This is a genomic window from Streptomyces sp. R35 (assembly GCF_041053035.1).
Lineage (GTDB): Bacteria > Actinomycetota > Actinomycetes > Streptomycetales > Streptomycetaceae > Streptomyces > Streptomyces lutosisoli.
The window spans coordinates 3,604,045-3,616,120 of record NZ_CP163440.1 but is presented as its reverse complement, the minus strand read 5'-3'; the positions used below and the strand labels follow the sequence as shown (position 1 = coordinate 3,616,120).

The 12,076-nt window shown below is 68.7% G+C and carries 12 protein-coding genes; 7 read left to right on the top strand and 5 right to left on the bottom strand.

All coding sequences use genetic code 11. From position 1 onward, the window contains the following. Nucleotides 1–549: 549 nt before the first annotated feature. Together AB5J50_RS16645 and AB5J50_RS16640 are read right to left on the bottom strand one after the other, a co-directional pair. The gene (locus AB5J50_RS16645; protein WP_369258823.1) at nucleotides 550–1,173 is read right to left on the bottom strand and encodes an NADPH-dependent F420 reductase; all 624 of its coding nucleotides are present in this window, start codon (nucleotides 1,171–1,173) and stop codon (nucleotides 550–552) included. Between the two features lie 32 nt (nucleotides 1,174–1,205). Next, a complete protein-coding gene (locus AB5J50_RS16640) occupies nucleotides 1,206–1,940 on the bottom strand; it encodes an SDR family NAD(P)-dependent oxidoreductase (RefSeq protein ID WP_369258821.1) in 735 nt (244 codons plus the stop codon). A 144-nt stretch (nucleotides 1,941–2,084) separates the two neighbouring features. On the opposite strand from AB5J50_RS16640, the gene AB5J50_RS16635 reads away from it, so the two are divergent. After that, on the top strand, nucleotides 2,085–2,696 hold the full coding sequence (locus tag AB5J50_RS16635; RefSeq protein ID WP_369258819.1) for a TetR/AcrR family transcriptional regulator: 612 nt from the start codon (nucleotides 2,085–2,087) through the stop codon (nucleotides 2,694–2,696). Between the two features lie 728 nt (nucleotides 2,697–3,424). On the opposite strand, the gene AB5J50_RS16630 is transcribed toward AB5J50_RS16635, so the two are convergent. Then, nucleotides 3,425–4,336 (bottom strand): LysR family transcriptional regulator, encoded by a 912-nt coding sequence (locus AB5J50_RS16630; protein ID WP_369265420.1) that lies wholly within the window; start codon nucleotides 4,334–4,336, stop codon nucleotides 3,425–3,427. A gap of 188 nt (nucleotides 4,337–4,524) precedes the next feature. Between AB5J50_RS16630 and AB5J50_RS16625 the strand changes: the two genes are divergently transcribed. From AB5J50_RS16625 to AB5J50_RS16615, 3 genes are all read left to right on the top strand, one after another. Further along, nucleotides 4,525–5,157, top strand: a complete 633-nt coding sequence (locus AB5J50_RS16625) for an NADPH-dependent F420 reductase (RefSeq protein ID WP_369258817.1) — start codon at nucleotides 4,525–4,527, stop codon at nucleotides 5,155–5,157. Between the two features lie 91 nt (nucleotides 5,158–5,248). Continuing rightward, nucleotides 5,249–6,184 (top strand): SDR family oxidoreductase, encoded by a 936-nt coding sequence (locus tag AB5J50_RS16620; protein ID WP_369258815.1) that lies wholly within the window; start codon nucleotides 5,249–5,251, stop codon nucleotides 6,182–6,184. Nucleotides 6,185–6,262: 78 nt separating this feature from the next. Next, nucleotides 6,263–6,922 (top strand): NADPH-dependent F420 reductase, encoded by a 660-nt coding sequence (locus AB5J50_RS16615; RefSeq protein WP_369265419.1) that lies wholly within the window; start codon nucleotides 6,263–6,265, stop codon nucleotides 6,920–6,922. Nucleotides 6,923–7,058: 136 nt separating this feature from the next. Here AB5J50_RS16615 and AB5J50_RS16610 read toward each other — a convergent pair whose 3' ends face one another. Then, nucleotides 7,059–7,268 carry a hypothetical protein gene (locus AB5J50_RS16610; RefSeq protein ID WP_369258813.1) on the bottom strand — a complete coding sequence of 70 codons (210 nt, stop codon included), beginning with the start codon at nucleotides 7,266–7,268 and terminating at the stop codon, nucleotides 7,059–7,061. Nucleotides 7,269–7,988: 720 nt separating this feature from the next. On the opposite strand from AB5J50_RS16610, the gene AB5J50_RS16605 reads away from it, so the two are divergent. Continuing rightward, complete coding sequence (locus AB5J50_RS16605; protein ID WP_369258811.1) at nucleotides 7,989–8,834, top strand: YhjD/YihY/BrkB family envelope integrity protein; 846 nt, start codon at nucleotides 7,989–7,991, stop codon at nucleotides 8,832–8,834. A gap of 203 nt (nucleotides 8,835–9,037) precedes the next feature. Here AB5J50_RS16605 and AB5J50_RS16600 read toward each other — a convergent pair whose 3' ends face one another. Next, nucleotides 9,038–10,411, bottom strand: a complete 1,374-nt coding sequence (locus AB5J50_RS16600) for a diacylglycerol kinase family protein (protein WP_369258809.1) — start codon at nucleotides 10,409–10,411, stop codon at nucleotides 9,038–9,040. 205 nt (nucleotides 10,412–10,616) lie between these two features. Here AB5J50_RS16600 and AB5J50_RS16595 point away from each other — a divergent pair, with 205 nt between their 5' ends. Then, nucleotides 10,617–11,114: a sigma-70 family RNA polymerase sigma factor gene (locus tag AB5J50_RS16595; protein ID WP_369258807.1), complete on the top strand. Its 498-nt coding sequence runs from the start codon at nucleotides 10,617–10,619 to the stop codon at nucleotides 11,112–11,114. Next, complete coding sequence (locus tag AB5J50_RS16590; RefSeq protein ID WP_369258805.1) at nucleotides 11,114–11,947, top strand: DUF1206 domain-containing protein; 834 nt, start codon at nucleotides 11,114–11,116, stop codon at nucleotides 11,945–11,947. The genes AB5J50_RS16595 and AB5J50_RS16590 overlap by 1 nt, the downstream gene beginning before the upstream one ends. Nucleotides 11,948–12,076 lie beyond the last annotated feature (129 nt).

Genomic DNA, 12,076 nt, shown 5'->3' with positions numbered 1-12,076 from the left:
GATGCGGTCTCTGCGCTACATCCGGCGGACGAACCTGCTGGTTGCGAGGGCGATTACGGAGTGAAACGACCAGAACAAGACCTACGCCGACAACGCGAGCCGTCTGGCAGAACGGCAGGCGGTCTGATGCCCAGACGAGGAGAACGCAGGTCCCGGTAGGCGGGGAAGCCGTGTGAGCGGGGCAGCAGGTGTCCCGGATCGGGACGCGTGAGCTGATCTACATCAATCCCAAGGGCACAGCCATGCGGCGCGTGATCGGCCCGGGGAACTATCGGTGCTCGCAGTTGGTCGTCCAGCTGCGCACGCCACCGGGCTGCGGCCTTGACGAACAGCCAGACCCAAACGCGCGTGACCAGGCTGCTCGCCGAGTTCACCGACGGCTGCCCGGAGGCCCGGGGGCTGGAGGCGGCCGAAGCACGGCTGGACGGAGCGGTCATCGACCTGACGGAAGTGATCTTCGCCTTCGAGAAGGACGTGCGGGACGACTACCCCGCCGACTCGCCACGGCCTCACTTGGCGAGTCCTTTCGGCGATCCGTCAACCGTTAACTCAGGCGGGAAGTTCGGTGATGCTGAGGGCGAAGTCCAAGTTACCCACCCCGTGGTTGGCGAGGCCCACCGTGACCAGGCCCGCTCCTTCCAGCCAGTGCGCCATTTTCAGGCCGCCGACGTCCAGCGGGCGCAGCCCGAGGCTCTCGACGAACGCTTCCACACTTGCCTTGGCCTGCGCATCATCGCCGGCGATGAAGACGTCGGGCCGACCCTTCTCCAGGACGTGGCGGAAGATGGTGTTGAACGCCTTCACCACGCTGGCGCTTGCCGGGGCGGCCTTGGCGGCTTCCTGCGCGATCGAGGTCTCCTCGCGGTGGGCCAGCCCGTCGAACGTGGAGTTGAAGGGGTTGCTGATGTCGACGATGACCTTGCCCGCGAGAGCGTCGCCGTAGTGGGCGACGACCGGCACGACGCCGTCGTACAGCAGGGCCACGATGACGATGTCCCCGGCCGGGGCGGTGCCCCATTCTCCCGCCGTGGCGCCGCCGCCGAGAGCCTTGGCCAGGTCAGCGGCCTTGGACTGATCGCGGCCCATGACCTCGACGGTGTTGCCGCCCGCTATCGCCCGCGCGCCGATGGTGCGGGCCATGTTCCCGGTGCCGATGATGCTGATGTTGCTCATGAGAAGTCCTGCCCTGGTTGTGGTTGTTCGGTTCAGATGGCGGTGGTGCCGCCGTCGGCGACGAGTTCCATGCCGTTGACGTAGCTGGAGTCGTCGGAGGCGAGGAAGAGGGCGGCGGTGGCGATCTCGTCGGGTCGGCCCATCTGGCCGCGGGGGATGAGGGACTCGAACTGGCGCTTGGTGGCCTCGTCGAAGAGCTCTTCCTGCTTGGCGGTGGCGACCTGGCCGGGGGTCAGGACGTTGACGCGGATCCGGCGGTCCTTGAGCTCGTTGAGCCAGACGCGGGCCCAGGCCTGCTGGACGGCCTTGCTGCCGGCGTAGACGCTCCAGCCGGGGAAGGCGCCGAGGGAGGCGTTGGAGCCGGTCATGAGGATGGAGCCGCCGTCGTTGAAGAGCGGGAGGGCCTTCTGGACGGTGAACAGGGTGCCGCGGGCGTTGAGGTGGAACGCGGCGTCGAAGTGGGCCTCGGTGATCTCGCCGAGCGGGGCGGGCTCGCCCCCTCCGGCGCTGGCCCACAGCACGTCGAGGCTTCCCTTCTCCCGCTTGACGGTGTCGTACAGGCGGTCCAGGTCGTCCAGGTCGGCGGCGTCGCCCTGGACGCCGGTGACGTTGCGGCCGATCTGCTTCACGGCCTCGTCCAGGGCGTCCTGGCGGCGGCCGGTGATGAAGACGTGCGCTCCCTCGTCGACGAACAGCTTCGCGCCGGCCAGCGCCATGCCGGTGGTGCCGCCGGTGATGACCGCGACCTTGCCGTCAAGCTTTCCCATAGTCATTCCCTTGGGTCGGTGGTGCCGTGCGTACCTGGGGCGACGGTGTTATGTACACCGCCCTGTGTGCTTACGGTACGGGGTGAGCCGTCGGGGCGCAAACTATGTACACCGGTCGTTACCCGGCTGGGGTACCCTGGACCCATGACGGAGTTGGAGAAGGGCCCCACGGGCCGCCGCCGCGGCCGGGGCGCCCGCGAGCGCATCCTCAGCGCGTCCCAGCAGCTGTTCCGCGAGCAGGGCATCAACCGCACCGGCATGGACCAGCTTTGCGCGGCGGCCGAGGTGTCCAAGCGCACGGCCTATCAGCACTTCGCCGGCAAGGACGAACTCGTCGCCGAGTACCTGCGCCGGTTCGACCCCTCCGTTCTGTCCGGCGTGTTCGACCGCACCGACCTCACGCCCCGCGAACGGCTCCTCGCCGCCTTCGACATCCCCCCTACCACCCCTCTGTGCCCCTACATCGCGGCCGCCGTCGAACTCCACGACCCCGAGCACCCCGCGTCCCAGTACGCACGCGACTACAAGAAGGCCGTCGCCGCGCGGCTCGCCGACACCGCCCGCGAAGCCGGCGCCGCCGACCCTGAACAGCTCGGCGAGCAGCTCGCGTTGCTCATCGACGGCGCTGCGGCCCGCACCCGGGTCCTCAACGCCGACGCCTTCCCCACCGCCGCCGCCATCGCCGCCGTCCTCATTGACAACGCCATCCCCGCCACAGCCAGCGATGACCGGCGACGGGAGGAAGTGTCCAGTTGACTCGGCACTCCGCGGCCGGGCTGGACGCGCTACCGGTCACGCGGCTGCACCGGCCGGCACGCGACACCAGCCGCCCGGCACCTGGCATTGCAGGCTTTTGCGGAACTGGCCACCCCGCCCCGCCCGCCTGTTGAAGGCCGCAGCAGAAGCCGCCGGGGAGAATGGCGACCCTCGAAGGTTGCAGGAGTTCGAGGCCGTCGTCTCGGCCCAGGGCGCTGACGCGCCGCCGGTTCGAACAGACGGCTGATCACATACCTCTGCCAGCCGGAGACTTGCCAGCCGGAGACTGCAGCCCCCTCATCCACTCCACCGCGGCGCTCTCCCGCGGGGCAGCACGGCGTTGACTTCTCGACCGAGCCAGCTGAACCATTCACGCTGATCATCAGTGAGCGGCCCATCTCGGCCACGCCAGCCCGAAACAAAGGCCAACAGGCGGGCAGCCAACAGGTCCGGCTGGAACCCGCCGTCGGGTTCTGGATCCCAGGGACCGACTCCCGACGCTACGAACTGGCAGACCGTCGGTGAACGGCTCCGCTCCGACGACACGGCGATCAGCCGACTTGAGCCGCGTCCGCAGCACGTACTTCCAGTCGGTCTCAGGTGCTTCCGGGCCCCTCAGACAACTGCTGGCCGAAGAACGGAACCGTCTCAGAGGTCAGCCGCAACAGCACCACTCCGTCAGGCTGTTTCACTCTTCAGCGCATGATGAACGGGGTCAGTCGAACTGCTCAAGCGCGCCTTGCGGCGGCATCGCCTCCAAGCTGCCACATCTCATAGTTCCCACATTCTGCCGTGACCTCGGCCGTCGACTGAGCCGCAACGACGAAGTCATCCACTACCAGCGAGGTGTGCGATGCCGCCACCGCGAGGCACACCTGGTCGGGCGCCAGTTCCGGGATGGGGACATAGACGACGTCTGGATGCGAGTAGAACACGGACGCCGAACGGGCCAGGAAGGAGATGCCCCGTCCGGCCGCGACATGCTCGAGTGTCTCGTCCACCCCGCGCACCGGGTACCCGGCATTAGGGTGCGGGCGCTTGGTGGGCTGCGTGCTCGGGTCACCGTGCCAGACCAGCGGTTCGCCGGCCAGGTCGGCCTCGGTGACCTCCTCCTTGCCGGCCAACCGGTGTCCGGCGGGCAGTACCGCTACCCGCGGCTCGGTGTACAGCGGAGTGACGCGCAGGCCGGCCTCCTCGATGGGCAGCCGCACATAGCCGACGTCGATGCGGCCGTCGAGCAGCATCGCAGCCTGGTCGTCCCCTTCGATCCGCTGCACGTCCACGACCACGTCCGGGTGCCGGTCCTCGAACGCCCGCGCCGCCGGGATGACCGGGATGCCGGCCCGGAAACCGACCATCAGCCGCCGCTTGCCGCTGGCGGCCGCGGACACCCGGCGGCGGACCGCGTGGGTTGTGGCGAGCAGCGGACCGGCGTCGGCCAGCAGTTGCCGGCCCGCGTCCGTCAGCTCTACGCCGTGGCGATCCCTGGTGAACAGCGAGGCGCCGAGATCCTTCTCAAGCGCGCGGATCTGCCGGCTGAGCACCGGCTGCGCGATATGGAGCTCATCGGCGGCGCGGCCGAAATGCAGCCGGTCGGCCACGGCGACGAAGTAACGCAGTTTGCGCAGATCCAGATCCAGATCCATGACATCTCCCGGCCCGGTGATGCCTTCAGGGTATCACCACAGCTTCAAGAGGTCTTGGACACTCACGCAGACCCAATGGCAGCCTGAAAACAGGCGCTTAAGGGCGCCGAAATGAATTCGACCCAAGAAGTTCGACACTGAAAGTTGACGGCAGGGCCAAAGCCCGGAAAGCAGGAACACCGATGAGCAGCATCAGCATTATCGGACTGGGAAACATGGCCCGTGCTTTGGCCGGCCGGGCGCTCGCCGGCGGCAACGTCGTCGAGATCATCGGCCGTGACCAGGCCAAGGCCAAGGAATTGGCCGCCACGCTCGGCGGCGCCACGGCCGGGACGGCCGGGGCCGCTCCGGTCGGGGACATCGTTGTCCTCGCCGCGCCGTACGCCGGCGCGGAGGCGGTGGTGAGGGAGTACGGGGACGCACTGCGCGGCAAGATCATCGTCGACATCACCAACCCCGTAGCCCCCGACCTGCAGGGCTTCGTCGTCCCCGACGACAGTTCCGGCGCACAGGAGATCGCCAAGGCGGCTCCCGACGACGCGCATGTCGTCAAGGCGTTCAACACTGTGTTCTCCCACGTCCTGGCGGCCGGCCCGGCCGAGGACCGCCCTCTGGACGTGTTCATCGCCGGCGACGACGCGCAGGCGAAGGCACGCGTGTCGGCGTTCGTCGAGAGCCTGGGGCTGCGCCCCTGGGACACCGGGGAATTGTCCATGGCGCGGACACTGGAGAACGTCGGCCTGCTGGAGCTGGGCCTCATGAACCACTCCGTCAAGCACACCAATTTCTCCCTCGGCGTCACCCTTCTCGGCTGAGCGCACCCCTACCACCACTTCTCGTGCCGCATTACGCCAGTTCACTTACGGCACGAAAAGACCCTGCACCTACCCTCACAAGGACAGTCAGATGCGCGTATTCGTCGCTGGAGGGACCGGCCATTCCGGTTCGTACATCATCCCCGAGCTCATCGCCGCCGGGCACGAGGTCACCGGCCTGGCCCGGTCGGACGCTTCCGCGGCGGCCCTGTCCGCGCTCGGCGCGAAGGTGCGTCGCGGCGACCTCAAGGATCTCGACGGGCTCAAGGAGGCAGCCGCGGACTCGGACGGCGTCATCCACGTCGCCCACAGGCAGGATCTGCTGCCCTCCGGCGGGCTCGACGCCGTGGCCGCCGCAGAGCTCCCGATCATGCTCGCGTACGGCGAGGCACTCGCGGGAACCGGAAAGCCGCTGGTCACGGCGGGAAGTATCGGCTCGCCCGGGAACCTGGAGCGGCCGGCCACCGAGGAGGACCCGGCCCTCCCCGCCGGCGAGGAGCACAAGGGCACCCTGCGGGTCCGCAACGTCGTGGAAAGGGCCGTTGTCGACCTCGCCGAGCAGGGGGTGCGGTCTTCGGTCGTGCGGATCGCCAACATCGCGCACAGCACGACCGATCGTGCCGGCTTCCTCCCCACGCTGATCGCGCTCGCGAAGGAAAAGGGGTTCGTCGGCTACCCCGGCGACGGCGCGAACCTGTGGAACGCCGTGCACATCCGCGATGCCGCCACCTTGTTCCGCCTGGCGCTGGAGAAGGGGCCGGCCGGCAAATACTGGCACGCGGTCGAGGACGAGGGCATCCCGTTCCGCGACATCGCCGAGGCCATCGCCGGCCGCCTGGGCCTGCCCGCCGTGAGCGTTCCCAACGATGCCCTGATGACGCCGGGGTACTTCGGGTTCCTCACGAATATCGTCACGCAGAGCTACCCGGCGTCCAACCTCATCACCCGCCGGACCCTCGGCTGGGAACCCGCCCGGCCCGGCCTGCTCGCCGATCTGGACAACGGTCATTATTTCCCCGCCGGCTGACGGCGGGAACCCGGATCGTAACGAGCCCGGCAACCGGCAAGTTCGGCCCTTCTGGAGGACGTTGAGATTATGACGACTGTGGGATTCATCGGAAGCGGAAGCATCGGCAGGACCATCGCGCAACTCGCTGTCGGGGCCGGGCACCAGGTGGTGCTCAGCAACTCGCGCGGTCCCGAAACGCTCGTGGACACGGCCGCGGAACTGGGGCCGCGGGCGTCCGCGGCGACGAGCGAAGAGGCCGCAGCGGCCGGTGACATTGTCGTGGTCACGGTGCCGGTCAGCGCCTTCCCCCACGTGCCCGCCGGGCCACTGGCTGGGAAGACGGTCATCGACACCTGCAACTACGGCCCCGAGCGTGACGGGCACATCCCCGAGCTCGACAACAAGTCCCTCACCTCGAGCGAGCTGCTTCTGCGGTACGTCCCGGACGCCCTGCTCGTAAAGGCGTTCAACAACATCTTCTTCAAGCACCTGCTGTCACTCGCACGCCTGGCTGGGGCGGCCGACCGCTCCTACCTGCCGATCGCCGGTGACTCCGCACCGGCGAAGGCGGCGGTGACCGAATTCATCGACTCCATCGGCTACAGCGTGGTGTACGCGGGAACGCTGGCCGACAGCTGGCGGCAGGCGACGGGCACGCCGGTGTGGGGAACACCGTACGGGCCGTACTCCGACGAGAAGGGCCAGCCGGTCGGCGAGGACGCCATCCGCGCGGCACTGGCCACCGCAACGCGGTAACCGTCAATTATCGCGGACCGTGATGTGGTCCGGCCGTGCCATGCCCCCGCCCCGGGGATACCGGGCGGGGGCATATTTCGCACGCAAAGGCGTCGAATCCAGCGAAGGGTTTGCCCCTGCGTCTCGTAGCGCGGAGTCAGGTTCGACGTCGCCGGGTCAGGTCGCGGACTGCTCCCTGGGCGGCCAACTGCCTGCGCAGATTCGTGCTGGCCTCCTTGAGCTGGTGGTTCTCGATCCCCAGGACCTGGACGATCCGGGCCAAGAGCTGCGCCTGGCTACGAAGATCGTCGCGTTCGGCGCGGATGCGGGTCAGGTCCTGCTGCTGCTTTTCCGCGCGATCTCGCAACGGGGGTGCCAGTGGTCAACGGGGCCCGGTGTCCGACGGTGAGCTGGCGACCGGTAGTTTCCGATCTCGGCATCGAGGTGGCCGCGCCTGTTCAGGCTCGACGTAGTGCCTCCCGTGTGCACCGCCTCGCCGAGTTGCGGAAGCGGCAGCACACCACGCAGGTCCAGCTTGCCGAAGCCATTCCCGTCCTTGAGCCGGCGCGATCGTTCGCTGTCTCTTCAGTGCGATCCTGTCGGGTCTCATTGAGGCCGAGTTGAGGCCGCAAGGGGCATCGGTACCCGGAGAGGCCGCGAAGGGGCTGTGCCCCGGTCTCGCGTCTGCATGCGGGTGAGAAGGGTTCGATGCGGCGACCGTCTGGGGTTGTGGCCGGTAAAGACTGCGTCCTGGGGATGGCCGGTAGGCGCCAAGGAAACGGACCCGCGAGGAAACGGCTCTGACGGGTCACTCGACCCTCTCGTGAAGTGCCCCCACAGTTGATCAGGCGGTCGGGGCGGTCGCCGGAGGACCTCGTCCAGCTGATCGGGCCGTGGATCGCTGCAACGGGAACCGCGCCGTGCGCTGCAGCGCCTTCGTCCTGGCCGGCCGTCGGACGCTCCCCTCGGGTTGTCCGCCTCACGGATCGCAAACAACAGCCGCCCTGACTCCGACAGAGCCGGTTACACGCAGTACGGGACTTTTGCATGGCTGTTGGCGGTGTCGCCGCGGTGGTAGTCGACATGTATGTCTAAGAATTCTTCCGATGCCGCGGACCGCTCGTATCGGTTGACCCGGCTGCGCCGCGTGATCCGCGACTCGCCGGCCGGGCGCGGATGGAGACGGAGCAGCGATGTCGAACTGGGGCCGCGGTCCTTGGGATTCGCGGCGCTCGGATTCCTTACCCTGGTGCCCCTGCTGATCGTTGTTTCCGCCACTGACCCGGGGCATGGGCGGGGGTTCGCCCAGTGGCTGGGCGATGGGCTCGGTGTGTCGAGGGCCGCCAGGGAACACATTGAGGAGCTGTTCGCCCGGCCCGGCCAGGCGCTGCAGACCACGACCGCCTTCGGTCTCGCCACCCTCGCCGTGTTCGGTCTGTCCTTCGGGGCGGCGGTGCAGACCGGCTACGAGAAGGTCTGGGAGCTTCCCTCGGCCCGCTGGTATGCCAGGTGGCGGCAGGTGGTCTGGCTCGCCGTACTCATCGGCTCCCTCTATCTGTCCGCCACCACCACCCTGTGGCGTCACTCCGCGGCTGGACAACTGGTCGCAATGCTGAGCACCGTCCTGTTCTTCTGGTGGTCGCAACGGATGCTGCTCGGGGGGCGGATCGCCTGGAGCGCTCTGCTGCCCGGCGCGATAGCCACTGCCCTCGGGCTTCTCGGTCTGCGGGTCTTCTCCCGTCTCCTCTTCTCACCGCTGATCGCATCCAGCGCCGTCACCTACGGCCCCTTCGGAACCGTCCTGGTCATCCAGTCCTGGCTCGTCGGCGTGGGCGTCGTCGTCTTCGGCGGCGCCCTGGTCGGCCGGCTGCTGCACGAGGAACTCCCGCACATGACCCATGCCTTGAAACAGCGGACTCGCAGACAACCCTGATGTCGGGCAAACTGCGCCGGGCCCCGGCCCGCCACTGATCCACGGCACTCGAGCACATCGGCCGGGAATGGTCGAGGAGAGTGCCCGTACACCGCGTGCGGAGACGACGCTGAGGTGGGCGGACCACAGCTGTCGCGAGCTGCGTACGGAGTTGAGGGTCATCCAGACCGTGACAATGTTCAGGCCGTGGTGAGGCGGGCGGGTCACTCTGGCGCCGGCAGGTACACGGTGAGTGCCCGCCGGGACTTGTCGAGAATGAGTGTGTCGGCAGCCGGGCTGACCTCCCCGTCGCGGGTGTAGTCCCCAGTCCTTCCCACGCCGTCGATACGCAGCCGAGTCGCGGTGGTGGCCTGGTAGACGCGGGAGCGGGCGAGGGTTCCGGTGAGGAACGCGGTGATGAGCCGGGTGCGGGCAAAGGGGTGCCTTCCGTCGACGATGCGGATGTCGAGCAGGCCGTCGTCGAGGCTGCGGCGGTAGGAGGGGGCGAAACCGGCGGGTTCGTAGTGGCTGTTGCCGGCGAAGAGCAGCCACAGTCGACGGCGTCGCCCATCGATGGTGACCTCGCTGGATGTGCCGTCTGCGAGGACGCGCAGGAGGCCCACGCAGAGTGCGGGCCACTTGCCGAGACGTGTCTCGCGGGCTTCGCGGGCCCGGACGAGTTCGGGGTAGACGCCGATGCTGAAGGTGTTGAGGAAGTACGTGCCGAGGCCGTCGCCGGTGACCCGGCCGAGGTCGACGGCTCCGCCGAAGCCCGCCTCCACGGCATCCGCGGTGGACTTGAGCGTCGGCAGCCCGAGGTCGGTGGCGAAGTGGTTGAGCGTGCCGCCGGGGAACACGGCGAGCGGCAGTCCGTTCTCGGAGGCCAGGACCGCCGCCGCGTTGACCGTCCCGTCGCCGCCGACCACACCGAGCGCGCCACCCTCCTGGGCGAGCACGTCCTTGACGGCTCGCCCAAGCACCAGATGAAGATCGACGCTACTCTCACAGACTCGAATCTCCGCCTGTGGCAAGAGAGTTCGCAGCTCGGCCTCCGTCGGGGTGTCGCCGCCCGCGCCAGTGTTGACAACCGCGATCAGCCCGCGCCCTGCGGGGAGCGCGGGGACGGGGACGTTCGGCCGTGCGGAGTCGGCGGGCCGGTCTACATGCAGCGGCCACCAACGACAGGTGGCCACCGCCACGCCGACTCCGACCGCGACCCCCTCGAGAACGGCGCCTGGAGAGCGGGTGCCGGTACGGGCGGCCGTGGCTGCCGCGGCGAGGGGAGCGAGGGCGGTCCCCAGCCAGGGCGACTCCAGCATCGCGGCGGTCACGAAAGCGGCGGCGGAGGCTGTGTGCCCACAGGGCAGCGCCCTCGCGACGTACTGCCCGGAAGCCCGTCGGCCTGAAGTGGACTTGGCGGCGATGGCGGCGGCTGCCGAAGCCAGGGCCAGCGAGCCGGTGCCGCGCAGGGCGGCACGGCGTGCGCCGCGGTTGCCGGACAGACCCATGGCGGCCGCACCGGCCAGCCATGGCAGCCAGGGGTGGGCCGAGATGACATGTTCGACGAGCCCGGTGCCGGGTACGCGGGGGTCTGCCATGCCGACCGGGTACCCGCCACGGTGACGAACATGCGGTCGGCCGTGCGCCGGCTTCGGTCGGGGAAGGGTTGCGGAGCGCCCTCATCCAGCTGTCATGCGGATGCCGTAGGAGACATCCGCCGGGTCATTCCGTTTGGCGCCTTGGGCCACGGCTACCCGGCCGTGCACAGCCCGAAGTGCGGGCTCAGCCACCGGAAGGCACGCCATGTCCACCGGTTTCCTCATCGCCCTGCTCGTGGTGGTGGTCCTCATCGCCGGTCTGCTCGCCGTCAAGCTCCCCGTGGGTGAGGGCGCGAGCGGCCTGCGCCGTCGCTTCGGCCCGGAGATCGCCGCGTACACGGGCCTGACCGAGACAGAGGTACGCCTGGGCCAGGAGGCGTTGGAGAGCTTCACCCTGCTGTCAGTGGACGCCGGACCCGTCCGCCACGAGGACGGCCGAGCCCTGGCCGACACCCTCGGCGAGGTCGAGCCGGGCCTTGACTGGATCGTCAACCGTGAAGCACTTCGGCCGCTGCTGCAGGCAATGCCCGAGCGCGAACAGAAGATCCCCTACATGAGGTTCCTCCGTGAGATGACGCAGCGCACCATCGCCGAGCAGTTCGGCATCTCCCAGATGCACGTCTCCCGCCTGATCAGCGGTACTTGTGCGCGCCTGCGTGACCAGGGGATGGCCGAGGCCGACGGGCTGAGGAAGGCTTCGTGATGTCAACTCGAGCACACGGGCGGGGCCGGACCAAGGCGTCCTCAGTTCGCCGCACCGCAGAGCACGAGACGCTCTCCGCCGCGGGGCGGGCGGGTTTTGCCGCGCGCGGCGTGGTGTATGTCCTCATCGGTGCCCTGGCCATCCAGATGGCCCTCGGCAGCGGCGGGAAGTCGGCGGACCGGCAGGGCGCGCTGGCGAAGATCGCGGAGCAGCCCTTCGGGAAGATCATGCTGTGGGTGCTGGTCGTGGGCTTTGGCTCCATGGCCTTGTGGCGAGCCTCCCGAGCAGTCCTGACCAGGGGACCCGAGCGGAAGACTCCCTCGCGGCTCCTCGACGGTGGCCGGGCACTGTTCTATGGCTTCATCTGCTGGGCCACCGCCACATACGCAGCGGGAGGCGGCCAGGGCTCCAGCGGCAACGCGAAGTCCAAGGACTGGACAGCCTCCGTGCTGAAACTGGCCTACGGCCAGTTCCTGGTCGCTGCAGGGGGATGCCTCTTGATCGGCATCGGCGCGGTGCTCGCGACACGGGCGGCTATGCGCAAGTTCCTGCGACAGCTCGAGACCACCGCCATGACCTCCCGCACGAAACAGATCGTCACCGGCCTCGGCGTCGGCGGTGGTGTGGCACGCGGCATCGTGTTCGCCGCAGCCGGCATCTTCATTTTGATCGCTGCCATCCAGTTCGACGCCGACGAGGCAAAAGGCGTAGACGCCACGCTCCGCAGCTTCACCCAGACCCCGATCGGCCCGTGGCTGCTCGTCGCCGTCGCGATCGGGCTGATCCTCTTCGGCGTCTTCTCCTTCGCCTCGGCGCGCTGGCGCCGCCTGTGAGCACCAGGCTGGCAGGGGGCACTCGCCGTTTAATGCCGGTGGGACGGGTACTCGAACGGTGGGAATCGTGATCGAGCACGGTAGTGGGCTCGGGCGTGACCAGCCGGGCAGGCGCACGCCGATCTGGTC